Source organism: Mesorhizobium xinjiangense (assembly GCF_009749525.1).
Classification (GTDB): Bacteria; Pseudomonadota; Alphaproteobacteria; order Rhizobiales; family Rhizobiaceae; genus Mangrovimarina; species Mangrovimarina xinjiangensis.
Window position 1 is genome coordinate 75093 of the sequence record NZ_WOAC01000002.1, and the last position, 26737, is coordinate 101829.

Consider the following 26737-nt stretch of genomic DNA (forward strand, 5'->3'; position numbering starts at 1 on the left):
TTCGGTGCAAAACCCAATGCAACAATCATGTGTGGCGAGTGGCTTTCGGGCGGTGGCGCGGCGACCATCAGCCGCAAAATGCCCTTCGGCCAGCTGAGCAGGAGAGAAATTGTAGCCGCCGACCAGGATGGTGTCGGCCGCAACGCCTTTTACATATGCGAGGTGGCTGCAGTCCATTCTGTGATCGTTTTCGATGTGGGCGATCACCGGTTTGACCTTGGATCACCGTCGCATCCGGCGATTGATATGCTCGTGCGGGGTCAACCAGATGCGCGCCATTGCCACGACCCGCCAACCAGTCTGACCACGAGCACCGGGGCAGCAGGGCCGCGCCGAACCTCGCTTCCCAACTTCTAGCGCGTTCCTAAGGTCCGAGTGGTGACCGCCAAGCTGACAGGAAGGATTGGTCACTGCACGATACAAGAGGGCGCGGAACATAATACGAACAATCATTTGCGCGCGGTCTACAAATCTGTATATTACTGATCATTCTGGCCCTCGGAAGCGGGCACCTACCACCGGAACAAATTGAACCAGAGACGATCGTGCCTTGGGCGCGACGGCTCGCAATTGTCCGAGGTAAGGGAAGCCCATGCTCGACGACGAAATAAAGTCGAGGACCGAAATCCACAGAAATGCCCCCGGGCGAAGAAAGGCGTACGGCGCGCGCCGTATTGCGGTCGAAGTGACTGACGAGATCCTTTGGCAGCTGCGCTATCTCGCTCGCCTTCTGGTGGGGCGAGATACCATGGCGGGTGTGCTCGGGGTCTCTCTATCGGCTTTTCAAGATTTCCTGGAGCAATTGCCGGAGGCGGTTGCAGAAATCGAACAGGGGATCGCCGAAGGGAAGGTGAGAATCCGTCGTGCCCAGTTCCGCGTCGCGGAGAAAGACTCCGGCATGGCCGTGTTCTTGGCAAAGAATTACTTGCTCCAGTCAGATAAGACCGGAACGGGCGGCCGCGGTGCGATCCAAATCGTGATCGACCAGGATGGCGGGACCGAAATCGAGAAGAATGCCGGCGGGAAAAGTATGGCGCGCGTCTGCCCACGCTTCGCGAACGAGGCGACCGACGAGATGCTTTGGCAGCTGCGCTATCTCGCTCGCCTTCATTGTCCGCAAGAGGAAATGGCGGGGTTTCTTCGTATCTCCTTATCCAGCTTCCGAGCCTTCTTGAACAGATCGCCGGAAGCATCTGAAGCGATCGAACAAGGGCTCGCCGAAGGAAAATTGAAAATCCGCCGTGCCCTGCTCCGCCATGCGAAACGAAACGGAACGGTCGCCATGTTCCTGGCAGAACAAAACCTGCTTGCGTCGGACAATGCCGGAGCGAGCAACGGTGGCGCGATCCGAATCATTGTGGTCGATGCGGACAAGGCCGCAGCATGAAACCTTGCCTTGCACAGACCATTTTGCCGCCACGACGGAACGCTGATCGGCAAGGCATACGGGAGGTCATGAAGGCCACGTTTGGCAGGCCTCGGCGAATCTACACGTCCCGGGACGTCACCGAGGATCGACCAAAACTGATCGTGCCATAGGATTACAATGACGCGTGGAACCAAAAGGGCGGCGTTCAATGAAGGGAACTTGAAATGACCGTGGAACCAATTTGCGACTTTGACAAGGACGCGCTTATCCGCATTGACAGGGCGGTCAAAATCGCATTTCCGGACGGAACGATGACCGCAAAGGGTCTTCGCAGAGAACGCGACGCCGGGCGGTTGGAAACGCATATCATCGCGCGCAAGGAATACGTCACCCTCGCGGCGATCGATAGGATGATCGAGCTATGCCGCGTGCAGCCAAGGGTGCCCGCCTCATCTGGCGAAAGAAAAGCATTCGGAAAGACGGGACAGTCAGGAGCCCGGCCGGGTGGTGGATCAGAGACGGAACGAATCTCTACAGCACGGGCTGCGGCAATGGCGAGACTGCAAGAGCTGAAGAAAAACTCGCGGCGTACATCGACAAAAAGCTAGCCAAGCAGGCACCTGAACGCACGCGCGGCAAGGCTGTTTAACCACGCGACCCTAACCTGTCCTCTCTGAATTAGAGCAAGAGCCCGAGCTTCACCGAACCTCTGATCGGCGACTTCATGTGCCAGGTAACGAAAAGGCCAGATTGGCGCGCATTTAATGGAACTCGCGATCGCCGATGATTTCCGTGACAAGTCGACCCGCGTCGCGCTCGCGGCGCAAGGCGCGCAGACCAATGGTTCCATCTGGAAATGCGATCTTCGCGGCCACGTAACCGCCAACTGGGCTTGCAGTCATTTCAGATTACCTTGAAGAATCGCTTCACCTCGATGATGGCTTTGAGTGTCACCATCGCCTGATCCACCTTCAAAGGCTGTTGACGAGGCGACCCCGGCTGCTCGTTGAAGTTGCTTTTCTCCGCCATACGCGATCGCTAATCCGACGAGGACATTTCGCCTGCCTTGGCGCGATCGGCTCGCCGATCCTGTACCCAGTCACGTATAGATTCGCTGGGTACCTACGCCGATCGTGTCGACGATCGGGTGATCACCATGCCCACCAGTGCGGTTTCGTATTGCGAAAATTTCGTCGAATAGCCACCATTTCATTCTCGAGATCCAAAGCGCGAAATCAACAGAGACGTCGACGGTCAGCACAGGGATGTGTATTGGCCACAAAGGTAAATTGAAGTCAGAGCGGCGAAGCAGTGCAATTGTCCAACGGATACGCCTCACGGACCGGTGCCGGGCCAGAGACCAGTCGCACGGAAGGGGCAGAATATCGGGCGGCTACGGGAAGGCCTGCCGGCATATGTCGGGTTGCGATCCTAGTCGCAGTCTACAACGGCGAGAAATATCTGCAGGAGCAGCTTGAATCGCTCGCCGCGCAAACGGTCGAGCACATCGATATCTGGGTAAGCGATGACGGCTCGACGGATCGTTCACGCACCATTCTCCATGACTGGCAAAGCAAATGGGAGAAGGGGACCTTTCACATCATGTCGGGTCCGTCGAAGGGCTTTGCCGAGAATTTTAGGAGCCTGATGGCCAATGCGGACATTGAAGCGGATTATTTCGCATTTTGCGATCAGGACGATATCTGGGACCCGGACAAGCTTTCCGCTGCGGTTTCGGTGCTGGAGAGCAACGCCAATGAGCGCCTGGGTCTATACTGCTCGCGCACACGCATTATCGGCGAGGATGGCCAGACTATCGGACAGTCGCCGCTCTTTGCCCGGCCGCCGCATTTCCGCAACGCCATCGTGCAAAGCATCGGCGGCGGCAACACCATGGTCCTGAATCGCCGGGCGTGGTCGCTCATGGCTGAAAGCGCGCGGCGCACGTCCTTCGTCAGCCACGACTGGTGGTGCTATCTGCTCATCTCGGGTGCCGGCGGCTATGTTCATTATGACCCGACGCCGCGGATCGGCTATCGCCAGCACACGGGCAATCTCGTCGGCGACAATATGAGCGTGCGTGCCCGCGCCGATCGCTTCAAGCGCCTGTTGACGGGTCGTTTCGCCAAGTGGAACGATGAGAACCTGAGCGGGCTGGACAAATGCGCGGACCTTTTGACCGAGGAAGCGCGCGCCACCATGGCGCAGTTCAAATCCATCAGGGCAAGCCGCCATGCCGGGGCGGTCGTCAGCTATCTCCGATCGGGTATGTACCGCCAGACATTGGCGGCCAATATCATGCTGTGTATTGCAATCTTTCTGGGACGACTGTAGCCACTGGCCGCGCAAGAAAGTTGATACTTGACGGTAGCGCCAAGAGGCTGGGTGCCATGCAAACCTTTGGTATGCGGCCTTCCGCGCCAATCATCTGGCGGCTGAGCCGCCATATCCCGCCTACACAGCATCTTCCGGTGACGGCGGCACGTCGGGCGCCTTGTCGAGCAGCCGTGTGAGATCGCCGCGCGCGGACTTGTACGCGCGCGCTTTGAGAAAGTCCTGCGCCGTTTGCACCGCGCCGATCTTTTGCGCGACCGCCGCCACGATCCACTGGTTGAGCGACACGCCGTCCTCTTGCGCCATGCGCGCCGCCGTCTCCTTCAAGGACTGCGGCAGATGCAGCGGATATTTGTAGCGTTGGGCCTGGGTCATTTCTTCAACCTCCTCACGATATCGGCCGGCGTCGCAACAGTGACGCCCAGTTTGCCGGCCGGGCTGAAATCCTTGACATTGTGCGTCACGATGGCATCAGCGTTTCCGTTCAGTGCAGCCTCCAGGACCATCTCATCCGAGGCATCGCTGAGCATGGGCCGGGTGCGAAAGGAGATGTCGACGCCCTCGGCGATGGCTGCAATTGCGCTCATGGCCTGCGCGACATCCTTCAACGTGTGCCCCGTCGCCGCCCGCGTCTCCATACGGCTGAGCACCGCCTCGTGTTCCAGAAACAGTGCCGTCGAACAAAGCGGCGTAACCAGATCCTGATCGGCAAATCGCAGGAGCAGATTGCTTGCGCCGTTCCGGCTGCGGAAGGCCGCGACGATCACATTCGTGTCCAAGACCAATCTCATCGGGAGATATTGGAAACATCCTATGAGATGTCAATAGTGTCGTGGATCGAGGCGAGCGTTTCCGCTCGGATATTGCCTTGCCTGCTCCCGGTAGGCTTTCGTCGTCATGCTTTCGAAAGGCCACATCCCGCGCGCGCAACCTTGAGTCATGTCGGCGCTCATCGGAATTCGGGCGCGCTGTTCACCCGGGAAAGGCCGAGATCGCTCATTTCCCATCACGCCGGCAGCGCGACAGGTGGCTGGCCGCATCGACCGGCATCGGGACGTCCAGCACATCAGACGGCAGCACCGATCTGGGCGAAGACACGATCTACAACGACGGTACCTTTGCCATCGACGAAGATGTCAGTTTCCACGCGATCAAGGTTGGACTGAACTTTCGATTCTGATCGACCAAGCGAGGCGGGGAAATACCCCGCCTCGCTGCTATTTGGGTAGTTTCTCACCGCTTGGCAGTCCAGCAGCGGGCGACACTCATCGTCTGGCTGACTGACACGGTCAGCGTACCAGGTAGGCTTCACGACTATCCATTATCGGTTGCCACAACTCACGCAATTGCCTTATTTGTCGCTGGCGGACATCTGGGGACCTTCGCGCGACCGTACTACGTCAGAATGCCCTCCAGATGTCACGAGGTGAGCAAGACGGGCCATGGACATTTTAAGGCTCTTCGGCCTGACGGGTCGCAAGGCAATCGTAACCGGAGCGAGCCGCGGGCTCGGCCAGGCGATTGCCGAAACATTGGCAACGGCCGGCGCCGATGTCGCGGTGACAGCACGCGAGAAAGTCTCTCTCGATGAGACATGCCGGCGCATTGAGGCAAGCGGTGTGAGAGCCGAGCCCCTTGCGCTCGATGTACGCGATGTCACGGCCTGCGGCGAGGCAATCGATACGGCGACAACGGCCCTCGGCGGGATCGACATCATCGTCAACAATGCCGGCTATGAGGAAGTCCGACCGTCGCTCGAGGTCGACGAGGCGCTATGGGAGCGTATCGTATCAACCAACCTGAAGGGCGCCTTCTTCTGCGCTCAGGCCGCCGCGCGCCAGATGTGCCAGCAAGAGCGACCCGGTGCTATCATCAATCTGTGCTCGCTGACCAGCTATGTCGGCATTCCGACGGCGGTTCCCTATGGTTCGTCAAAGACAGGGCTACTCGGCATGACCCGGGCACTGGCCGCCGAATGGGCGCCGTATGACATTCGCGTCAACGCCATTGCCCCCGGCTATTTCCGCACCGCCATGACTGACGGCTTTTATCAGGACGAGGATTGGCAGACATCGATGCTGGCCAAGATCCCGCAGAAGCGCTTCGGGCAGATGCAGGATCTCGCCGGTGCGGTGCTGTTTCTCGCCAGCGATGCCTCGGCCTATGTGACCGGCCACTGCATTCCAGTTGACGGCGGCTATCTCGCATCAGTCTGAAGCGTTTGTGCGATGCTTGTCCCGTGTTGTACATGGTTGTATATACTTTATCAGGCGAGGCGCTGTCCGGCGGTGCCGTCGTCCGAAACAGGGGAACAGAATGCATGATGCCACCACGGATGCCGGCGCGCGGGAGGCGCAGGGCAGCCAGCCGGTCGCCGTTTCCGTTCTTGATGTGAGCATGGTCTACGATGGCGTCCATGCTGTGAGGGACGCCTCGTTCGATCTTCCCCGGGGCAGGTTCCTCACCATTCTCGGGCCATCCGGGTCGGGCAAGACGACATTGCTGCGGCTGATCGCCGGTTTCCAGAAGCCCACGAAGGGCGATATCCTGATCAACGGAACGAGCGTCAACGCCGTGCCGCCACACAAGCGGTCGATCGGCATGGTGTTTCAGCGCCTGGCTCTGTTTCCGCATATGACGGCGGCCGAGAATGTCGCCTTTCCCCTGAAGATGCGGCGAACTGATGCGCGCAAGATCCCGGAACGCGTTGATCGTTATCTGGATCTGGTGAAGCTCGGCGGTTTTGGGCAAAGGCGCATTCACGAACTTTCGGGCGGTCAACAACAGCGCGTCGCGATCGCCAGGGCGCTGGTCTTCGAGCCGGATCTCCTGCTGCTCGACGAGCCGCTCGCCGCGCTCGATCGCAAGCTACGCGAGGAAATGCAGCTCGAATTCCGGCGTATCCAGCGCGAGCTCGGCGTGACCACGATCAATGTCACGCATGATCAGCGGGAGGCCCTGGTCGTGTCCGACGAGATCATTGTCATGGACCATGGGGTCATCCAGCAGAAGGCCGAACCTTCCCGGACCTATCGCAGCCCACGCAACGCCTTCGTGGCCAGTTTTATTGGCGTAACCAACTTCATCGCGGGCGACGCGCGCTCGCTTGCCGGCGACACGGTCGTTGTCGGGGTCGGCGAATCGGAATGGACCGGCGTGATCGGTGATAAGGCCTGCCCGCTGAATGTCGGCGCACCGGTCCGCGGCGCCATTCGCGCCGAACAGATCCGGATCGCACGGGACGGCAGGGCACTGGAAGGCGCAGGAAGCCGCCATGCCGGTATCGTGTCGGACGCCATCTTCGAGGGCGAGCGGGTCGTCTACGAGGTGCGCCTTCCTGATCTGGGGGATACTCTCATGCGTGTCTTTGACCATGGACCGCACGATACGATCGCAGTCGGCGATGAAGTCTATCTCGGCTGGAATCCCGATGACGTGCTGGTCTTCGACGATGAGGCCGGCCATCCATGACACAAGGCACCACCAAGCAGAAAAACCAGGCAAGCCAACAGAGGAGAATGAAATGACCAGACGCGATTTTCTGTCTTATCCGCTCGACCGCCGCCGCTTCCTGCGCGGCACGGCTGCGACCGGCGCCGCTGCCGGGCTGACCGCATTGGGGCTGCCGCACGCACTTGCCCAGGAACCGGAGAAGCCTGGTGAGATCATCGTGCGTGCCTGGGGCGGAAGCTGGGTGGAAAGCCTCGAGAAGGGTGTCTCCGATCCCTTCACCGAGATGACCGGCATCGCCGTGCGCCATGACCTGACCGAGGACAACGAGATCCAGCCCAAAGTCTGGGCTGCCGTGGCGCAGAACCGCGTCCCCCCGATCCATATCAACTGGGACACGACGACCAACGCCACCAAGTCGGCCCTGCGTGGCGTGACCGAGGACCTGTCGGACCTGCCCAATCTCGCCAATGTGACCGATCTCGCCAAGCCGGTCGGGCTCGACGGCTATCCGATCGTCAACACCTACGGCTATGTCTATGTGCTGGCCTATCGCCCAGAGGCCTTTCCGGACGGCCCGCCGAAATCCTGGAAGGACCTACTCGATCCGAAATTCAAGGGCCGTATCGCGCTCTATAACGACGGCATCGGCTTCCATTTCCCGGCCCAGGTGGCCGGCGGCGGCTCCCTGGACGATATTCCCGGCAACATGCAGCCCTGCTGGGATTTCGTAGAAGAGATCAAGGCGCAGGAGCCGCTGCTGGGCGAGGACCCGGATTTCACGACCTGGTTCCAGAACGGCGAGATCGACGCCGCCTGCACGATTTCCACCAATGCGCGCGAGGCCAAGAAGAACGGCATCGACATCGCCTGGGTAGTGCCGGAGGAAGGTGCGAAGTTCGACACTGACGGATTGTGGATCCCCAAGGGCCTGCCGGAAAACGAGCTCTATTGGGCCAAGCAGTACATCAATTTCGCGCTGACGAAGGATGCGCAGCAGGTCTGGCTCGACGGGCTCGGCCTGCCGGGCGTCGTTCCAGGTCTCACGCCGCCTGAGGATCTCGTCGACGATCCGTCCTATCCGACGAAGGAAGAGGACTTCGCCGATCTGATCCGCATCTCCTCCAAGGTCCAGGTGGAGAACGAAAGCGACTGGTTCGCCAAGTTCAAGGCCATCATGCAGGGTTGACCGCCTGCACGCGCAGTTGCCCGGGGTGGGGCGGCGGCGCGCCCAATCGTGACTGTCCCGGGAATTCCTCATGCAAAGCGCGCGAACAGCCTATCCGGTGACATGGCGCATCATGGATGCGCTGGAGGCCTTCGCGGCCACGGTGTGGCCTGCGAACTGGACTCGCGCGGTGCCCTACCTGATGCTGGCGCCGGCAGTGCTGCTCGTCGGGCTGCTCGTTCTCGGCCTGATCCAGATCGGCGACACCAGCCTGAGAACGCTCGACACCAGCACCTTCCTGTTGTCGGAAGAATATACGCTGGCCAATTACCAGCGCGCCTTCACCGAGCCGCTTTTCGCGGCGGTGGCCGCGCGCAGTCTTCTCGGCGCTCTGATCGTCACGGCGATAACGCTCGTCTTCGCTTTTCCCTATGCATATGTGATGGTGCGCACCTCATCGCCGGCCCTGCGCAAGTTCCTGCTGATCGCGCTCTTCCTGCCCTTCTTCATTGGCCAGGTGGTGCGCGCCTATGGCTGGCTGATCATTCTCGGCAATCAGGGCATGGTCAACGAGGCTCTGGGGCTCGTCGGGGTGGAGCCGATGCGGCTTCTCTACAACTACCCGGCGGTCCTGTTCGGCCTCGTGCAATATATGTTGCCATTCGCCGTCCTCATGGTTGCTCCGGCGCTGACCGCCATTCCCGAGGAACTGGAAGCGGCGGCGGGCTCGCTCGGCGCCGACTGGCTGCGCACCTTCTTCCATGTGGTCCTGCCGCTGGCCAGGCCGGGGTTGACGGGCGCAGGCCTTGTCGTGGTCACGCTGTCGCTGACCGATTTCGCCATGCCGGCCATTCTCGGCGGCGGCTCGCAGGACTTCATTGCCAATGCCATCTACGACCAGTTCTTCCGCACCTCCGATCAGGGTCTCGGCGCGACACTGGCACTGATGCTGGTGGCTGTGGGGTCGCTGTTGGTCGGTCTGATCTTCACCCTGTTTGGCGCGGGCACGCTGGCCATGGGGAGGGCGCGTGAATGAACGCTCCTCTCGGCAAGACGCTGACCCTGTGGCTATTGATCGGCATTGCGCTCATCGTGCTCTCGGCGCCGACGATCGTCGTTCTGGGTGCCTCCTTCACCTCCGGCAATATCATCACCTTCCCGCCCGACGGGCTGTCGCTCAAATGGTACGCCAAGCTTGCCGGGGCGCGCGCACTGTGGGAGGCATTCCTGCGCTCGGTCTATGTCGCCACCGTGTGTACAATTATTTCCATCCCTGCCGGTACGGTGGCCGGTGTCGCGCTCGCCAAATACGGGGTGCGGTTTGAAAAGACGATTCAAACCTATCTGCTGCTGCCCTTCACCATTCCTCTCATCGGTTCCGGCATCGGGCTGATGCTGGTCTTCGGCAATGCCGGGGTGCTCGGTTCGCTTTGGCCGGTCGGCCTCGCCTGCTGCGTCATCAACCTGCCCTTCATGATCTGGGCGGTGACGGCGAGCGCGTCGGCGCTCGATCCCGACCTCGAGCTCGCGGCCGCCAATTGCGGCGCGCCACCCCTGCAAACCTTCTTTCATGTTACCCTGCCTGCCGTCATGCCCGGGGTCATCAGCGGCTCTTTGCTGATGTTCATCCTGGCGCTCAACGAGTTCCTGGTCAGCCTTCTCCTGGTCGATGCGCGCATCGTTACCCTGCCTGTGCATATCTACAATTCCATCCGCTCCATCATCACGCCCGATCTCGCCGCCATCTCGGTGGTGTTCATCATCTGCGCGGCCGGCGCAGTCGCGTTGCTCGACCGGCTGGTGGGGCTCGATGTGTTCCTGAAATCGAAGTGACATGGCCGGCCAACCGACAGGAAATTGAAATGCCAGACATCTCCTATTACGAACTCGACACGCTCGACGCCGAGGGGCGCGCTGCCCTCATGCGCCGCTCCGAGGCCGATCTGTCGGGCTTCATCGACAAGGTGCAGCCGATCATCAAGGCGGTGCGGAGCGAAGGCGACGCCGCGCTCGTTCGCTTTGCGCGCGATTTCGACAAGTCGCAGGTCGAGGTCGACGGCCTGAAAGCGAGCGAGGCGGAGTTCGATGCCGCCTTCGACAAGGTAGACGAGGAGGTCATCGAGGCGATCCGGTTCGGCATCGACAATATCCGCCGCTTTCACGAAGAGCAGAAACCGGAAGCCATGTGGCTGAAGGAAATGCGCCTTGGTGCCTATGCCGGCGACCGTTTTACGCCCATTCGTTCGGTCGCGCTCTATATACCGCGCGGCAAGGGGGCCTTTCCATCCGTCACGATGATGACGGCGGTGCCGGCCGTCGTCGCCGGCGTGCCGGAGCTCGCCATCGTTACGCCACCGGCGCCGGACGGCTCGGTCGATGCGGCGACGCTGGTTGCGGCCCGGCTTTCCGGCGTTGAAACGGTCTACAAATGCGGCGGCGCGCAGGCCGTCGCCGCCGTCGCCTACGGCACCGAAACGGTAAACAAGGCCCTCAAGATCGTCGGCCCCGGTAGCCCTTGGGTGGTGGCCGCCAAGCGGCTTCTGGCCGGGGTCATCGATCCGGGTCTGCCCGCCGGTCCTTCTGAGTCCATCATTTTCGCCGACGATACGGTCAAGGGCGGCCTGGCGGCTCTCGATCTCCTGATCGAGGCCGAGCACGGACCCGATTCCTCGGCCTGGCTGGTCACCCATTCGCGCCGTGTGGCTGAGGAAGCGCTGGCCGCGTTGCCCGATCACTGGGTGCGCATGAGCGAGCAACGCGTCGAGTTCTCCGAGGCAGTGCTGTCCGGCCCCTATGGCGGCATCGTGCTGACGCCTTCACTCGAGGAAAGCTACCGCTTCGTCAACGACTACGCGCCGGAGCATCTCGAGATATTGTCGACCGATCCCTTCGCTCATCTCGGCCATATCACCGAAGCCTCGGAGATCCTGATGGGACCGCACACGCCGGTCTCAATCGCCAATTTCGGCCTCGGGCCCAACGCTGTCCTGCCGACGAGCCGCTGGGCGCGCACCTTCGGGCCTCTCTCGGTGGGCGATTTCGTCAAGCGCTCCTCGATCGGCTATGTGACGGCCTCCGCCTATCCAGAGTTTGCCAAACACGCCCGCACGCTCGCCCGCTATGAGGGATTTTCCGCGCACGAGCACGCCGTTTCCGATGTGCGCAAGACCTATCTGTGAGGCGGGCGGATGAAGGCGGCACGGCTTTACGCAGCGGGTGATCTGAGGGTCGAGGATATCGACCCGCCGGCCGGGCCCGGACCTGGCGAAGTGCTGGTGACGCTTTCCGCAGCCGGCATCTGCGGGTCGGATTTGCACAATTTCCGCACCGGCGCCTGGATCAGCCGCGCGCCGTCGGTTGCCGGTCACGAATTCGCCGGCATCGTTGCAGCGGTTGGTGAAGGAGTCGACGGGCTGCGACCGGGCGACAGAGTCGTCGCGGATTCGCGCTATTGGTGCGGTAAGTGTCCGGCGTGTCGCAGCGGCCGGCACAATGTCTGCGCCGATCTCGGCTTCGTCGGTGAGGTCTGTGACGGCGGCTTTGCCGAGGCGACAGTGCTGCCGTCGCGTCTGCTCATCAAGCATGATTCTACGCTTGATGCGGGCATTGCCGCCATGGCCGAGCCGCTGGCGGTGGCGCTGCATGCGCTGCGCAAGCAGGCCGTACCTGCCGGTGAACCGGTTCTCGTTGCCGGCTGCGGCCCGATCGGCGGCCTGGCGGCGCTCCTTCTTGCGCGCCAGCACGAAGGACCGCTTCTCGTTGCCGACAGGAACGCGTTGCGCTCCGCACTTGTCGCCCGGGTTACCGGCGCGCGCGTGGTGGATCTCGACCAGGGTGCGATCGAAGAGGCACTTGGCGGCGTCCCATTGCGCTATGCGCTCGATGCAACGGGCAGCGTCGCCGCGCTGCAGTCGCTGCTCGAACTCCTGGCCGGCGGCGGATCTCTTGCTCTTGTGGGCATTGCCCATGGACGGTTGGATTTCGATCCGAATCTGCTGGTGGAACGTGAAATCGCGCTTGTCGGGTGCCATGCCTTTGCCGACGAGTTGCCTGAGGCGGTGGCCATGCTGCCTTCGTTCGCACCGATACTCGGCGAACTGATCGACGCCGAGATCAGCCTCGATGAGGTTCCGGCCGCCTATCGCCAACTGCTGGCGGGCCAAAGCCGCGGCCTGAAGACGATCATCCGCATGGAGGAAGCGGGCTGATGGCCGAAAACGGGGGAACGACCGGTAACTTCACCGACCCGGATGGACTTCCGGCTTCGGCGAGCCCGCTCTATGAAAAGGTCAAGGATTATGTACTGGCCAATATCGGCAGCGGGCGCTGGGATCGCGACCAGAAGCTGCCGTCGGAAAACGAACTGGTCGCTGCGCTGGGCGTCTCACGCATGACCGTGCACCGGGCGCTGCGCGAACTGACCTCTGAAGGCTATCTCCTGCGCATACAGGGCGTGGGCACCTTCGTTGCCCCGCCCAAGCCGCAATCCACCCTGATCGAGATCAACAACATCGCCGCCGAGATCGAGCGGCGCGGCGGACAGCACAAGGCAAAGGTGATCGTTCTGGAAAAGATCGCACCGCCGGCCGATCTCGTCGCGGCCTTCGAGTTCGCCAGCGGCGCATCCGTCGGCCACTCGGTCATCGTGCACTGCGAGAACGACGTGCCGGTGCAACTCGAGGAACGCTTCGTCAACGCCGAACTCGTGCCCGACTATGAGAGCCAGGATTTCGAGACGATCACCACCTACGACTATCTGCAGCAGGCCACGCCGCTGACCGAGGTCGAGCACGTCATTTCCGCCATTTCCGCCGATGCCGAGACAGCTCGGCTCCTGATGCTCGAACCGCGCGAACCCTGCCTGCTTTTGCATCGCCGTACCTGGTCGGGACCAACAGTGGCGACGGTGAACAGGCTCATCTATGCCGGCAGCCGCTATTCGCTCGGCAGCCGCTATGCACCGACTTCGGTGAGGTAAACGGGCTCCGTCGTAACTCTTGCGTCGAAATACAGGTTTCCTGCCGGGCGGACGATATCACGTCAACTTGTGGTCAGGTTGTAGGGAGATCGGGCGACGGATATGAATGGAGCTACCAGTGCCCTCGCACCCTGCCTCAGCTGAACAGCTACGCAGATTGGCGTTCGGTTTTCCGCTGGGCCTTCGCTTCGGCATATCGATAAATGCTGCCAGTGCAGTGTCGCGGCCCACGAAACGAGGTAGTGTGCAGAACTTGACGCACACAACCCGAAACGATCCGTCCTTAAGGCGTTCGCATCAGATTCCTCGGCCGCCGCCTCATGGGATCAATCTTCCTTCCGTTCCTCGCTCGGGATTTCGCGAGGTCAATGCCAACGGTAGAAAGCCATTCGAACGCTACCGACGGGGAGCCTCCCAACCCATCGATTTCATACCGATCTTGTTCCGGCTCCAAAGAGACAATGTGACAGCGCCACCGTCATCATGTCGGTCACGAGTCGAGCTTCGAGGAGGTCGATAAACGGGTCAATAGTGCATGGCATAAGCCGCGCCGGGCCAATGCCTGTCCGCCGCCCGCCCATACTGGACAGGCCGCTCGATCTCGGCGCCGAGGGAACGGGCTGCCGACCAGCCCCAATGGGGATTATCCAGAAAGGCGCGGGCGAGCGCGACCATATCGGCCTTGCCCTCCGAGATGATCGCGTCGGCTTGTCGTGGGGTAGCGACAAGGCCGACAGCGCGTGTGGGAAGGCCGGTCTCGCGCTTCACCTGCTCCGCGAACGCTACCTGATAGCCGGGCCCGATTTTGGGAACGGCATTGGTAACTACGCCACCGCTCGTCACACAGACAAAGTCGACGCCCTCGTCTTTCAGTTGGCTGGCGAAGGCCACGGCATCTTCCGGCTCGATGCCGCCCTCGACCCAGTCACGCCCGGTGATCCGCAAGCCGAGAGGCCGGTCCTTCGGCCAGACGGCCCGGACGGCGCGCACCACCTCGAGGGGATAGCGCATGCGGTTTTCCGCGCTCCCGCCATAGGCGTCGCGGCGTTGATTGGCGATAGGTGAAAGGAACTGGTGCAGGAGATATCCATGCGCCGCGTGAATCTCCAGCATGTCGAAGCCTAGGCGTTCGGCCCGGCGGGCGGCTCCGACATGCGCCGCATTCACGCGCTCGAGATCGGTCTGGTCCATTTCGCGCGGCACATGCCAACCCTCCCCGAAGGCAAGCGCGGTTGGAGCGAAAGTTGTCCAGGGGTTCCCGTCCTCGCTCAGCGCGCGTCCGCCTTCCCACGGCTTCTGTGCGGAAGCCTTGCGCCCGGCATGACTGATCTGGATACCGAGCCGCGCCGTGCCATGCGTGCGGCAATGGGCGAGAATGCGCGCCAGCGCCTCTTCGTTGGCGTCGTCATAAAGGCCGAGATCGCCATGGCTTATGCGGCCCTCCCGCTCCACGGCGGTTGCCTCCACAACAAGCAGTCCCGCCCCGGATGCACTCAGTGTTCCGAGATGGGCGAGATGCCAGTCCGTCGCTGAGCCGTCCTCGGCGCTGTATTGGCACATGGGCGAGACGACGATGCGGTTGGCCAGCGTCAGGCCCTGCAGGGTGATCGGGGAAAACAGCGCGCTCAATTGGACCTTCCTTCTGGATACTGGAAATTGGCAATGGCCAGACTAGACGGTCGCAAGATTCTGGAAATGCCGCGACATGAGCATGGCATGCATCAACGCGGCCCGCGGAGCCACGGTAGACACCAGAATATGTTCGTGGACTGCATGAGCGCCCGCGCCGTTGCAGCCGAGCCCGTCGAGCACAGGGCGGCCAAGCGCTGCGGCAAAATTGCCGTCCGAGACGCCGCCGCGCGAGGTTTCGTCCATCGGCAGGCCGAGATAGCCGGCCAACGCCCGTGTCGCTTCATAGAGCCTGGCAACTTCGGCGGAACGCACGAAGGGCGGCCGGTTCAGCCCGCCTTCGATCTCGAGACGAATATCCTTGCCGATCGGTTGGCGCTTCAGCATCGCCGCGACGTGGCGTTCGACCGCCGCCATGTCGTCAGCGCGCATGTCGATCTCGATGCTGGCGAGGTCCGGCACCACATTGGTGCGGGTTCCGCCCGTCACAGTGCCGACATTGAAGGTTGCCCTCTCTTCGGTCTCGTTCATGGCCTCGATGTCCATGATGTGGCGGGCGATCTCGTGGATTGCGCTTCGCCCGTCCGTGCGGTTGCCGCCAGCGTGCGCCGAGACGCCATGAGCCGTCAGCGAGAAGCGGGCCCAGCCCTTGCGCGCGGTGATGACTGTGCCCGGCGCCTCGAAGGCGGGTTCGGGGACGAGGACAAAGGCGGCGTCGGAGGCGAGTTCCTCGATCGTTTCGCGCGAGGTTGGACTGCCGATCTCCTCGTCACCATTGAGGTAGACACGAATCGGACGCGGCGGCACGCGTCTCTCTTCGGTGATGCGCCGTAGCGTCTCGGTAGCCAGATAGGAGCCGGCCTTCATATCAAAAATGCCGGGCCCGTGCAGGCGATCACCCTCGCGCCTGACCGGCCGCTCCGCGAGCGTGCCGGCGTTCCAGACGGTGTCGATGTGCCCCATAAGGAGTGCCGGCTGGCCTTCGCAGCCCTCCGGTCTGTATTCAATGATAAGCTGGCCGCCACAGCCGTCGCGGGAAGCGATGCGGCGCATCTCTACAGGCAGTCCGTAAAACGAGTTCTCGACGTGATCGAGAAGCAGGTCGATCAGATCCGGCCGATCCGAGGGCGTCTCCATCTCCACCCAGCGCACGATCCCCTCGACTAGAGCCTCGGTGTCGATCTCGTCCACGCGCGGCAGATCCTGTTCGAATTTCTCAGACATGGGTCTTCCCTTTCCCGATCTGGTTATCCTGCTTCAGGAGGCGGCCGCGCCTGCGATATCCGGTATGTCCAGCCGGTAGACGTTGCGCGCAACGTGAGATGAGATGAAGCCGTCCACCAGATCGCGCCGCACCGCGTTCCGGTCGCGCTCCTCGGGTGGGCCCCAGCCGCCGCCGCCCGGGAGGCGGATCTCAACGAGGTCGCCTGCCCGGAGCGCGAAAGTGCTTGTCGCGCCCAGTTCGATCAACTCGCCGTTCCGTTCCACGGTTAACTCGGCGCTGCATCCGTTGCGACCTCCAGCACGCCCGCGGGGCGCAAGCCGGAATCGATCCGAATAGAGGCTGAGCATGACGTCGTCCTTGAGGATGCGGAAACGTCGGAAGATGCCCTGTCCGCCATTGAATCGCCCTTCGCCCCAGGAATCCTGGATCAGCCCGAACCCCTCGATGCGCACGTGCGGGTTGAGTTGCTCGATCGCCTCGGACGGGGTCAGTCGGCAAGAGGACAGGACGTGATCGGTCGCGTGGATGGCGTCATATCCGTTGGCCCCACCCCAACCGCCCCCGAGCACGTCGAGATGGATGGCGATGCCGCCCTCGGGTCCTTTGTGGGCGAGAAAGAAGCCTGTCGTGGAATTGGCGCCCTCGCCGGGCACGCGATCCGGCAGCACCTTGGCCAGTGCGTCATGAACGGCGTCGAGCGCGCGGCAACAGGCCGTCGCGCGTGCCCGCACCGGCGCGCCGGGTCGTGGATTGAGCACCGAGCCTTCGGGAAAGATCATGGTCAGCGGCCGGTTGCAGCCGTCATTCGCCGGCATTTCGGTGTCGCCGAGAACGCTGCGCAATGCGGTCACGGCACCGGCAATGCTGCTGGCAAGCGGCGCGTTGAACATGGTGCGCACCTGCGGATCGGTGCCGGTGAAATCGAGCGTGGCTTCGTCTCCCAAAATCGAGACCGTGGCGACGATCCGGATCGGCTTGCCGGCAGGCTCGCGCCCGTCACTGTCGAGAAAGGCTTCGCCGCGCCAGCTTCCGTCAGGGATCTCGGCGATCGCCGCGCGCATGCGCCGCTCCGAATAGTCGAGCGCTTCCCGCACGGCGTCGCGGAATGTCTCAACGCCGTATCTCTCGGCGAGTTCGCGTACGCGCTGCGCGCCGACGTGGTTGGCGGCAAACTGGGCGTCCATGTCGCCCATCCCGATCTCCGGTGTGCGGATATTGGCGAAGATCAGCCGCTCGGTCATGCCGCCGTGCCAGTCGCGATCGATGTCGAGCAGCAGTGGCGGGATGACGATGCCCTCCTGGATCAGTTCGTGAGCGGTCGTGTTGACGCCGGCGGAGCCGCCTCCGATGTCGAGATGGTGGGCCGTACTTCCACTCCAGCCCAGAAGTTCCTCGCCGTAGAAGATCGGCGTGAACAGAATGATGTCGTTGAGATGCTGGCCGCCGCTGTAGGGGTCGTTCATCAGGACGAAGCTGCGTGGCCCTGCATTTGAGAGATCGAGTTGCTCGACCGCAGCGGCGAAGGAGGCGCTGAGAGCCGCCGTCTGCATGGGAATCATGTCGGCCTGTGCCACGACCCGACCTTGCGAATCGAGCAGGGCGGTGGAGCAGTCGCGCGCCTCACGGACCACGGCCGAAAAAGCCGAGCGAATAAGGTTCGCCGCCATCTCGTCGGCAGCCGCCTGCAGGGCGCGCGCCAGGATCACCATCAGCGTGCGGTCGATTTTCATGATATCCTCCGCAGGACGAGATCGCCGGTCGCCAGGCACTGCGCTTCCCATCCCGGCGGCACGACGGTTGTCGAGGTCGGTTCCGAAAGGATCGCAGGGCCGGAAACTTTGCCGCCGACGCCAAGGCTGTCGCGACAGAGCGCATGCGCTACAAGATCATTGCCGTCGATCGAGATCGGGACTTGCTCCGGCACGCCGCCGGTGCCTGTGGGTAGCGGCGTGGAGATCCGGGCGTCGGAGCGTGCCGTCACGCGGATGCGATAGGAGACAACTTCCACATCCAGACCTGAGCGCGCATATCCGTATCGTGCGCGGTGTTCGTCCTCGAAGAGCCGGCGTAGTTCCTCTTTCGAGGTCGCTCGCCCTTCCGTCCAGATCGTCAGTTCGAAAGCCTGTCCCGCATAGCGCATATCGAGGCCGATCTCGACCTCATGGCTGCTTTCCCCCACGCCGTGAGCCTTGGCGAGATCGCAGCCGCGCACGCGCAGATCGGCGCAGTGCGCTGCGCAGAGGCTTGTCTCAGCCAGCCTGTGCAGATCGCTCTGGACGACGTCAATTAGAGTATCGGCAATCAGGAGGCCGAAAGCGCTGACTAGGCCGGGCGACCATGGCACAAGCACCCGGAAGACGCCGAGCTCGTCGGCAACCATTGCCGCATGCAAGGGACCGCCGCCGCCATAGGCGATAAGGGTGAAATCGCGCGGATCGATCCCCCGGCCGGTCGACACCAGCCGCACGGCTGCAGCCATGTTGCTGTTGACGAGCCGAAGCACGGCGTCGGCGGCACACCTGGCATTGCCGTCCCGGTCGAGTGGCGCAAGCGCGGCTTCCGCCGCCGCGCTAGAAAGCTCCATCTTCCCGCCGAAGAATTGCTGCGGCTGCAACAGGCCGGCGATCACCTGCGCATCGGTAACGGTCGGCCGCGTGCCACCGCGGCCGTAGCACACCGGGCCCGGTAGGGCGCCTGCGCTTTCCGGGCCGACGGCGAGGAAGCCGCCGGGGTCGATGGCCGCAATGCTGCCGCCGCCGGCGCCGATCGTGGCCATGTCGACCGATGCCGTGCGCACCGGCAGCCCATCGATCTTCAGCTCGGGCACCGTGCTTGGAATGAGGCCCGGCGCAATCGCGACATCCGTGCTCGTTCCGCCCATGTCGAGCGTGATGGCGTCCTTGATCCCGTTGCGCTCGGCAAACCACATTGCCGCGCGCACGCCGGCCGCCGGGCCCGACAGGAGCATGCGCACCGCATTGGCACCTGCCGCCTCCGCCGGCATGGCTCCACCATTGGACTGCATGATCTTCAGGACGCCACGATAATCGTCCGCGCGCAGACCGGCATCGAGACGGTTGATGTAGGATTCCACGACCGGCCCGACAAAGGCATTCACGACGGTTGTGACGGTTCGCTCATATTCGCGGAATTCCGGGGACACCTCATGGCTTGCCGAAACGGCGATCTGCGGTGCGCGCTCGCGGATCATCTCCGCCAGCGCCTTCTCGTGCGCCGGGTTTCGATAGGCATGGATCAGGCTGATCGCGATGCCCTCCACCCCTTGCGCGAGAAAAGCCTCGACCTCGCGCCACGCCGCCGCCAGATCCAGCGGAACGATCACCTCGCCGTCGGGCCCGATGCGTTCGGAAACCTCGCGGATCATGCTGCGCCGGATCGGAGGGGCGGGGCGGCGGTATTGCATGTCGTAGATGCCGTGGTCACGGTCACCGCGTCCGACGATCACCACGTCACGGAAGCCGGCCGTGGTCAGAAGTCCGGCCGATGCCCCCTTGCGCATGATCAACGCATTGGTGGCGACCGTCGAGCCATGCGTGATCCCGGCAACCTCGCTGAGCGGCATACCTGCCTCGGCAATCACTGCCAGCACCGCCTCGTGAATGGCGTCCGGTGTAGAGGGCGTCTTGCCCGTATGCAGCCGGCCATCAGGTCCGGACCAGACAAGATCGGTGAATGTGCCGCCGATCTCGACTCCGATGCGGTTCGTGCCGCTGCCTCCGCCGCCGAAGTGGTTCATGCCATTTGGGTCCATGATGGTCGATGTCAGTGTGTGCGTGCCTGGGCCGTCCTTCAGTCGACCTGTTCCTCCAGCGGTTCGCCGAGATAGGCGGAGATCACCTTGGGATCGGCGACGACCTCCTGGGGCGTTCCCTCGGCGATTTTCTGGCCGGCATCGATCACGAGAATGCAGTCGCAAATGCTGGTGACGGCCTTCATGTCATGCTCAACCAGCCATACTGTCGTGCCCCGGTCACGCACCTTACGGAGGCAGTTGACCATTTCCTCGGTCTCGGTGGGGTTGAGGCCTGCGCATGGCTCATCGGCGAGAAGGAGCGATGGCCGCGTCGCATAGGCACGCGCGATCTCGAGTTTGCGAAGCGACCCGACGGTCAGACCTTCCGCTGTGCGGTCGGCCAGTTCCTCGAGCCCTGCAATGGCGAGCGCCTCATCGACCACCTTTTCGGGATCGCTGCCGCCTGGCCTGCCGAACATTGCGCCGACGCGCACATTCTCGCGTACCGTGAGTGCGGGAAAGGGTTTCGAGATCTGAAACGCCCGAGCAATGCCTATCTGGTTACGTCGGTATGTCGGTAAGGGGGAAATGCTCTCGCCGCTAAAGCGGATCTCCCCCCGGGTCAGCGGATAATATCCCGTAATGAGATTGAAGAGAGTGGACTTTCCGGCACCATTGGGGCCGATCAGTCCGAAGATTGCACCTGCGGGAACGTCGAAATCGACATCCTGAATGGCGGTCAGGCCGCGAAAGGATTTGGTGACGCCGCGCCCGGAGAGGATATTCTCGCTCATGCACTCGCCTCCGCGGTTACCGTACTGCTGCGTTCCTTCGGGCGCCGCCATTTGCGCAAGGCGCCGATCATGCCGCCCGGCATCAGCAGGATGATGACAACCACGATAGCGCCTGTAATGAGAAGATGGATGTCGAGGAAACGCGACAGAAGAACCTGCGTGATGAAGAGCATGATAGCCGTTCCGACGATCGGGCCGAACAATGTGCCGATGCCGCCGATCAGACAGAAGACGATCAGGTTCAAGGAAAGGTCGAGGCGGAAGACAGTATAGGTCGTGAAATAGCCGACGCTGTAACCGTAGACGGCGCCCAATATGCCGACGAGGGTGGCGGAAAGCACGAAGGCCATGATCTTGTAGCGTTCCGTCGCTACGCCCAGCATCATCGCGGTGTCCTCGTCCTCGCGAATCGATAGAAGCGCATAGCCGAAACGCGAATTGCGCACCGCCATCGAGATGATGAAGCACAGCAACAGAAGCGCGCCGAAGATGTAATAGAAGAAATCTTCCGTAGCCATGCCGGCGGGAAGGGGCGTTTGAAGAAAGACGCCAATGCCGCCCTTGAACCAGCCTACATTGTTGACGAGTTCGCCGGCGACCTGGCTGACGCCCAACATGGCGATCGCGAAATAAATGCCGCGCAGGCGCAGGATCGGATAGGCGAGAATCGCGGCAAACAACCCGCAGAAGAGGCCAGCGAGAAGAATGGCCACGAGCATCGACATCGGACCAGTGCCGATGAGGCCAAGGTTGGGTGCGATGTGGGCGGCGGCAAAGGCACCCATGCCGATGAATACGGTATGGCCGAAGCTCCAATATCCGCTGAAGCCGCCGAGAATATTCCAGGCAATGGCGAGGCCGGCGGAAAAGAAGAAGAGCTGGATCACACGCGTATAGAAAGGCCCGATCCAGATCGGCAGAAGCGCGGCCGCGATAATGACGATCGCGCCCAGGAGAAGGGCGAGGGTACGGTTCATCGGCTTTCTCCGAACGCGTTTCCAAGCAGCCCGGCGGGTCGCACCAGAAGCATCAGAACCAACACCAAGAACATGGCAGCCTGGGTAAGTGATGGTCCGACATATTGTGCGGTCAAAGCGTTGATGAGCCCGAGCAGCAGCCCTCCGACGAGTGCACCCGCCGGGCTGCCTATGCCACCGAGCACGACGACGATGAACGCGTTGAGGGTCCAGGCGACCTCACTCGACGCGGTAAAGGGCTGAACAATGCCGATGATAGCCCCGGAAGCGCCCGCCATCGCGGCGCCGAGCCCGAAGGTAAGGCCGTGCAGGTTGCGGACGTTGAGCCCGGACAGCTCGGCTGCCAAAGGCTGCTGGGCTGTCGCACGGATTGCCCGTCCGAAATGCGTCCGCGCAAGGACCAGGGCAAGAACGACGAGCAGGACGAGGCTCGCGCCAAGGGCGACGATGCGCACCACGTCGATGCGCAAGGGGCCGAAGGTCACGCTCATGAAACTATAAGCGGGCGTGATCGTGTGGACATCCGGCCCGAAGACGAGCTGCAACCCGTTGCGCGCCATCATGGCAACGCCGAATGTGACGACCAGCGAGGCGACGAGAGAGGCGCGCGAAACCGCCCATTGAATGATGGTGCGCTGATATACATAGCCCGTCACGAACAGGACTAGCCCGATCGGCACGATAGCCACGAGCGGGTCGATCCCGAACTGCTTGAACAGGAGAAGGGCACCATAAGCGCCTGCGATCACGAAGATCCCATGCGTCAGATTGACGATGCCGAGCACACCGAAGACGAGGGAGAACCCGACCGCGGCGAGCGAATAGATTCCGCCGAGCACAAGGCCGTTCAGGATTGTTTGCAGGAACAGTGTCATCGTGACGAGCAGCCTCTAGCCATTTTCCTTGGCGGCCCAGGCCGTCGCTACCTCTTCGCCCTTCGCAAACCACACATCTGGAAAGCGGCGCATATAGGCGATGAATTCACGCAGCATCGCCAGCCGCGAAGGCCGACCGATGATCTGCGGATGGGTGACGATATTCACCAGTCCCCCCCAGCGATAGATCTCCGCAAACTCCTGTTTCCAGATGTTCAGGATGTGATCATTGGTGTGGATTGGTCGTGGAGACTGGATCGCGAAAAGTGCGTAGGGGGCGTCGTCGAGGCTCCAGTGCCACGGCAGTTCGACAGGCCCATGCGCTCCGTCGGGCAATTGATGTCTGTAGGGGCTGACCTGGTCCATCAGCGAGCTGTCATAGATAAAGCCATATTCCTGCAGCAGGCCGATCATGTTCTGCGATGTCTCGCCCGCAGGTGACCGGTAGCCCCGCGGCTTGACACCGACCGTCTTCTTTAGAGCTTCGAGACCCTTTTCGAGCGCTTCGCGCTCTTTGTCGGGAAAGTCCGGATCGATCCATTCATGCAGATAGCCATGATGGCCGACTTCATGGTCGTCGGCGACGATCGCCTCCATCCGGTCGGTATATTTTTCGGCGGTCCAGCCGGGCACGAAGAAGGTCCCCTTGAGATCTTCCTCGCGCAGCAGTTCCAGTATCTTGGGCACGCCCGTCTTGGCGCCGTAGATGCCCTGGGAGAGAACGCCGGGACGGCGGGCATTGTCAGGATTGCGCGAGAGCCACAGCGTTTCGGCATCGAAATCGAAAGTCAGCATGACCGCGCAGCGCGCGCCATTGGGCCATTCGATGGGTGTCATGTCGTCCACGGGATTTCTCCTCAGGCTGCGTCGGTACTGATTTCGTCGGCGTAGAGCGGAAAGGCCTGGAACGGCGCTTCGCAAGGCGGTCCGTCGGTCGCATAAAGCACACGCTCGTCGAGATCGAGCAGGATGGCGGCCACCGTGACGACCCGCTTTTCCGGCGGCAGCGCCGGATCGGCGTGACGGCAGATCGAGGCGGGCGCGGAGAAGTGGTCGTTGATCACGTCCTGGATGGCGTTGCGATCGATGCGGCCGAGTTGACGCCGCAGCATGCGCTCGGTACGCGGACCACGATAAAGCGTGTTGGGCGCGATACGCTCCATCTGCGACGTAGCGCGCGTTTCCTTCACAAGATGATTGGCGTGCACGACGACTCCGTCGACCGGCGACAGATAGGCGCAATGTTCCGGCGTGGCTTCAATATCCAGAATCTCGCCCTCGCGATGGCCCAGCAGAAAGTTGCTCGATGCTGTGCGATCAGTCTGGACGATCGGCGACAACGCCTGGTCGAATCTCCAGGCGTCGAGGATCTCCTTGCACCGCACGTGGAAAGGCTTGCGCATCCCAGTGGTTCCGTCCCGCGGAGTGACGAGCCCATTGACGCAAAGACCAATCCCCGCTGCATTCATTCCCATCTTCGAGCCGACAATCCCCGCCTCGCTAAACCCAACGAAATCCGGCTTGCCCTCGGCGGGCGAAGACGCGCGGCTGACACGCTGGATGAATGTACGTCCTCGCACATTGGCGAGCCAGTCCCAGTTCTGGCAAAGGATGGTTCGGCCGTTGGCAGTCGCCTCCGGAAGCAATCCGAAGGACGTGCAGCCCTCCTGCTCCAGCCGTGTGTTGGCGACGTTAGCCTCGGTCCCGAATGCGAGATAGGTGATCTCGTAGCGGGCGTTCAGCATCGCTATTTCCACCGGCGAAATACCCGAGGCCGAGGCGATGGCGGCCATCTCGTCGGCATATTCGCCGTTGTCCTCGCGGATGAATTCCAGCCAACCTTCGCTTTGCTTTAGGATCGCCTCGCGCTTGGCGCCAGCCGCTTCGAAACGCGCCAGATAAGTTTCGACATTGTCCCTAATCGCGTTCGCCAATGTCGACCCGTGGATGCGACCGCGTTCGCGCGGATCGGGGCCAAGCTCCAAGAGTGGAAGTGCTGCCATGCTGCGCTCGATAACTTTTCAATTTAGAATGGAGGCGGCGTCCGGCCGGTGGCCGGCTGCCGCGGTCATGCCTGACGTCAGGCGCGTTCTTCCCAGGTCGGAGCAGGGTAGATCGGATCGGCTGAGGCTCCCTCGGCCGGCGCGATAACCTCCATTTCCCCGTCCTGGCGCTGAATCAGCAACGGCCCGAGCAGCGAGGCATCGCCATCGCCGTCGTCGGTGAAACGCACCTGGCCATAGAAGCACTCGAAATCGAGGGCGGCCAGCGCATCGCGTACGGCGTCGAGCTCGAGTGACCCAGCCTGTTTGGCAGCCTCGATGTAAGCGACGATACACGCGGCGCCGCTCGCCATATGGTAGGTCAGCTCGCGGTCGAAATTCGCCCTGAAGTATGCTGCGAAGTCGGCGGCAGAGCCGAAATAGTCGCCCGAGAATGGCGCGCGCTCCGACCAGTAGGCCTGGGTGACGACCCCGTTGGCATAGTTGCCGAGCGCATCGCGAAAGGCCGAGGTCTGCGGGCCGAGCGTCTGATAAAGCATGGGCACGTTCGTGTCGGTCGAGACCATCTGACGCGCGATGAGGATCGACGTCTGGTCATGCGTGGTGCAGACTAGAACGTCGGGCGGGTTGTTGCGGACCGAGGACAAAACGTTGGACACGTCACTGACTTCGGCGGGAAGGGCGATATAGTCAATTACCTCGATTCCCGCTTCATCGAGGCTGGCGCGCGCCCCTTCTGCCTGAAATTCGGAGAAGGCGTCGTTCGTGTAGATGATCGTCACCGTCTTCACCGCCGGGTCGAGACTGGTAAACATGTTGACAGACGACACGAATTGCAGCGACGCCCGCGGAAAGATGCCAAAGACGCGCTTGCGGCCCTGGGTGAAGATCAGATCGGAGCCGCCACCGGCCTGGACCATGATGCGGCCCGCCCCTTCGGTGATCGCGCAGGTGGGCAGCACGATGTTGGAACCGAAGGACCCGAGGAAGAAATTGATGCCCTCGTCGACCTGACGCTGGATGAGCGTCGTGGCGCGAGCCGGATCGGACGCATCGTCGAAGATGTTGAGGCCTAGCTGATAGCTCTTGCCATCTATCTCGACGCCGCCCATCTCCTCATTGATGAATTTCACCGCGCACTGATAGCCTTGGAGCACGTTCTGCCCGGTCTCGGCTGCTGCTCCTGTCATCGGTACAGAGCCGCCGAAAGTGATCATGTTGTCCTGGGCGAAGGCGAGCTTCGGCGCCACGCCAGCCATCATAGCGACTGTTGTTCCCTGCAGAAAAGTTCGTCTTTTCATTTGTCGACTCCCATTGCGCTTTCGGCCCTGTGTTTATTGGTTGTCAGGCCAGTCCGAGATAGGCTTCCTTAACTTTTGGGTCCTTGAGCAAAGCGCGACCTTCACCTTCCTGGACGACCCGCCCCTTCTCGAGCACATAGGCGTAATCTGCGATTGCCAATGTGTGGTGCACGTTCTGCTCGACGAGTAGGACGCTGATGCCTTCCTCGTTGAGCTTGCGGATGAGGAGAAACATCTGCGAAACAAGAATGGGGCTGAGCCCGAGCGATGGCTCGTCCAGAATTAGAATGCGCGGTCTCGTCATGAGGCCGCGGCCAATCGCCAGCATTTGCTGCTCGCCACCGGACAACGAGCCCGCATTCTGTGCCTCTCGTTCACGCAACCGCGGAAACAGGTCGAACACCCGCTCAAGGTTCTGTTGGAATTTCTCGCGTGCCCGCCGCACATGCCCGCTCAAGGTGAGGTTCTCGCGCACCGTGAGGTGCTGAAAGACAAGACGGCCCTCGGGCACGAGAGCAATTCCGAGTTCGACGGTTTTGTGGGCCGGCATGGCCGTGATGTCCTGTCCGTCGAGGACGACCTTGCCAGAACGCGGCCTGAGGGCGCCGGCTATCATCTTGACGCTGGTCGACTTGCCCGCGCCATTGCCGCCGATCAACGCCGCGATCTTGCCGCGGGGTAGTTCTAGCGAGCAGTCGGAGACAGCGCCGACGCCGGAATAATCGTAGGCCAGGCCAGAAACCTGCAGCAGCATGTCATCGGCCGGGCCGATCTGAGTCCGTCTGCTGGATACTGCCGTCATTCAATTTCCCCAATCCGTATTGTTGTGCGATACGGTCGAACTGCAATCGGCAATATACGTATCTGTATCTTGTATTGT

Annotated in this window: 26 protein-coding genes; 12 read left to right on the plus strand and 14 right to left on the minus strand. The window is 62.0% G+C overall.

The window, feature by feature from the left end:
* Positions 1–592 precede the first annotated feature (592 nt).
* The gene (locus tag GM909_RS02630) at positions 593–1387 is read left to right on the plus strand and encodes a hypothetical protein (protein ID WP_157014665.1); all 795 of its coding nucleotides are present in this window, start codon (positions 593–595) and stop codon (positions 1385–1387) included.
* A gap of 206 nt (positions 1388–1593) precedes the next feature.
* Entirely contained in the window at positions 1594–1977 is a 384-nt protein-coding gene (locus tag GM909_RS02635; RefSeq protein ID WP_157014666.1) for an excisionase, read from the plus strand.
* Between the two features lie 295 nt (positions 1978–2272).
* Here GM909_RS02635 and GM909_RS26225 read toward each other — a convergent pair whose 3' ends face one another.
* Entirely contained in the window at positions 2273–2398 is a 126-nt protein-coding gene (locus GM909_RS26225) for a hypothetical protein (protein WP_268890726.1), read from the minus strand.
* A gap of 288 nt (positions 2399–2686) precedes the next feature.
* Here GM909_RS26225 and GM909_RS02640 point away from each other — a divergent pair, with 288 nt between their 5' ends.
* Positions 2687–3703 (plus strand): glycosyltransferase family 2 protein, encoded by a 1017-nt coding sequence (locus GM909_RS02640; protein ID WP_235911591.1) that lies wholly within the window; start codon positions 2687–2689, stop codon positions 3701–3703.
* A 120-nt stretch (positions 3704–3823) separates the two neighbouring features.
* Here the strand turns inward: GM909_RS02640 and GM909_RS02645 are convergent, their stop codons facing one another.
* Together GM909_RS02645 and GM909_RS02650 are read right to left on the minus strand one after the other, a co-directional pair.
* Positions 3824–4078 carry a toxin-antitoxin system HicB family antitoxin gene (locus tag GM909_RS02645; RefSeq protein WP_157014667.1) on the minus strand — a complete coding sequence of 85 codons (255 nt, stop codon included), beginning with the start codon at positions 4076–4078 and terminating at the stop codon, positions 3824–3826.
* Positions 4075–4494, minus strand: coding sequence for a putative toxin-antitoxin system toxin component, PIN family (locus GM909_RS02650; protein ID WP_157014668.1), 420 nt, complete (start codon positions 4492–4494; stop codon positions 4075–4077). The genes GM909_RS02645 and GM909_RS02650 overlap by 4 nt, the downstream gene beginning before the upstream one ends.
* 41 nt (positions 4495–4535) lie before the next feature.
* Between GM909_RS02650 and GM909_RS02655 the strand changes: the two genes are divergently transcribed.
* The 9 genes from GM909_RS02655 (at position 4536) to hutC (ending at position 13299) form a co-directional block, all read left to right on the plus strand.
* Positions 4536–4883 carry a hypothetical protein gene (locus GM909_RS02655; RefSeq protein WP_157014669.1) on the plus strand — a complete coding sequence of 116 codons (348 nt, stop codon included), beginning with the start codon at positions 4536–4538 and terminating at the stop codon, positions 4881–4883.
* Positions 4884–5145: 262 nt separating this feature from the next.
* The gene (locus GM909_RS02660) at positions 5146–5919 is read left to right on the plus strand and encodes an SDR family NAD(P)-dependent oxidoreductase (protein WP_157014670.1); all 774 of its coding nucleotides are present in this window, start codon (positions 5146–5148) and stop codon (positions 5917–5919) included.
* Between the two features lie 100 nt (positions 5920–6019).
* Positions 6020–7174 (plus strand): ABC transporter ATP-binding protein, encoded by a 1155-nt coding sequence (locus tag GM909_RS02665; protein WP_235911594.1) that lies wholly within the window; start codon positions 6020–6022, stop codon positions 7172–7174.
* 52 nt (positions 7175–7226) lie between these two features.
* Positions 7227–8342 (plus strand): ABC transporter substrate-binding protein, encoded by a 1116-nt coding sequence (locus GM909_RS02670; protein ID WP_157014671.1) that lies wholly within the window; start codon positions 7227–7229, stop codon positions 8340–8342.
* Between the two features lie 70 nt (positions 8343–8412).
* Positions 8413–9357: an ABC transporter permease gene (locus tag GM909_RS02675; protein ID WP_157014672.1), complete on the plus strand. Its 945-nt coding sequence runs from the start codon at positions 8413–8415 to the stop codon at positions 9355–9357.
* On the plus strand, positions 9354–10154 hold the full coding sequence (locus tag GM909_RS02680; RefSeq protein ID WP_157014673.1) for an ABC transporter permease: 801 nt from the start codon (positions 9354–9356) through the stop codon (positions 10152–10154). Before GM909_RS02675 ends, GM909_RS02680 begins: the two co-directional genes overlap by 4 nt.
* A 29-nt stretch (positions 10155–10183) precedes the next feature.
* Entirely contained in the window at positions 10184–11500 is a 1317-nt protein-coding gene (hisD, locus tag GM909_RS02685) for a histidinol dehydrogenase (RefSeq protein WP_157014674.1), read from the plus strand.
* A 9-nt stretch (positions 11501–11509) separates the two neighbouring features.
* Complete coding sequence (locus GM909_RS02690) at positions 11510–12529, plus strand: zinc-dependent alcohol dehydrogenase (RefSeq protein WP_157014675.1); 1020 nt, start codon at positions 11510–11512, stop codon at positions 12527–12529.
* Positions 12529–13299 carry a histidine utilization repressor gene (hutC, locus tag GM909_RS02695; protein WP_157014676.1) on the plus strand — a complete coding sequence of 257 codons (771 nt, stop codon included), beginning with the start codon at positions 12529–12531 and terminating at the stop codon, positions 13297–13299. Before GM909_RS02690 ends, hutC begins: the two co-directional genes overlap by 1 nt.
* 525 nt (positions 13300–13824) lie before the next feature.
* Here hutC and GM909_RS02700 read toward each other — a convergent pair.
* The 11 genes from GM909_RS02700 to GM909_RS02750 form a co-directional block, all read right to left on the minus strand.
* The gene (locus GM909_RS02700) at positions 13825–14928 is read right to left on the minus strand and encodes an NADH:flavin oxidoreductase/NADH oxidase (RefSeq protein WP_157014677.1); all 1104 of its coding nucleotides are present in this window, start codon (positions 14926–14928) and stop codon (positions 13825–13827) included.
* 42 nt (positions 14929–14970) lie between these two features.
* Complete coding sequence (locus GM909_RS02705) at positions 14971–16152, minus strand: M20 family metallopeptidase (protein ID WP_157014678.1); 1182 nt, start codon at positions 16150–16152, stop codon at positions 14971–14973.
* A gap of 33 nt (positions 16153–16185) precedes the next feature.
* Entirely contained in the window at positions 16186–17883 is a 1698-nt protein-coding gene (locus GM909_RS02710) for a hydantoinase B/oxoprolinase family protein (RefSeq protein WP_198174099.1), read from the minus strand.
* Positions 17880–19910 (minus strand): hydantoinase/oxoprolinase family protein, encoded by a 2031-nt coding sequence (locus GM909_RS02715; RefSeq protein ID WP_198174100.1) that lies wholly within the window; start codon positions 19908–19910, stop codon positions 17880–17882. The genes GM909_RS02710 and GM909_RS02715 overlap by 4 nt, the downstream gene beginning before the upstream one ends.
* A gap of 53 nt (positions 19911–19963) precedes the next feature.
* Positions 19964–20701, minus strand: a complete 738-nt coding sequence (locus GM909_RS02720; RefSeq protein WP_198174101.1) for an ABC transporter ATP-binding protein — start codon at positions 20699–20701, stop codon at positions 19964–19966.
* Complete coding sequence (locus tag GM909_RS02725) at positions 20698–21678, minus strand: branched-chain amino acid ABC transporter permease (RefSeq protein ID WP_157014681.1); 981 nt, start codon at positions 21676–21678, stop codon at positions 20698–20700. The genes GM909_RS02720 and GM909_RS02725 overlap by 4 nt, the downstream gene beginning before the upstream one ends.
* Positions 21675–22553 (minus strand): branched-chain amino acid ABC transporter permease, encoded by an 879-nt coding sequence (locus GM909_RS02730; protein WP_157014682.1) that lies wholly within the window; start codon positions 22551–22553, stop codon positions 21675–21677. Before GM909_RS02730 ends, GM909_RS02725 begins: the two co-directional genes overlap by 4 nt.
* Before the next feature lie 15 nt (positions 22554–22568).
* A complete protein-coding gene (locus GM909_RS02735) occupies positions 22569–23390 on the minus strand; it encodes a polysaccharide deacetylase family protein (RefSeq protein ID WP_198174123.1) in 822 nt (273 codons plus the stop codon).
* Between the two features lie 20 nt (positions 23391–23410).
* A complete protein-coding gene (locus tag GM909_RS02740; protein WP_157014683.1) occupies positions 23411–24556 on the minus strand; it encodes a C45 family autoproteolytic acyltransferase/hydolase in 1146 nt (381 codons plus the stop codon).
* Between the two features lie 77 nt (positions 24557–24633).
* Positions 24634–25857 carry an amino acid ABC transporter substrate-binding protein gene (locus tag GM909_RS02745; RefSeq protein WP_157014684.1) on the minus strand — a complete coding sequence of 408 codons (1224 nt, stop codon included), beginning with the start codon at positions 25855–25857 and terminating at the stop codon, positions 24634–24636.
* Positions 25858–25900: 43 nt separating this feature from the next.
* Positions 25901–26611 (minus strand): ABC transporter ATP-binding protein, encoded by a 711-nt coding sequence (locus GM909_RS02750; RefSeq protein WP_157014685.1) that lies wholly within the window; start codon positions 26609–26611, stop codon positions 25901–25903.
* Positions 26612–26737: the final 126 nt, after the last annotated feature.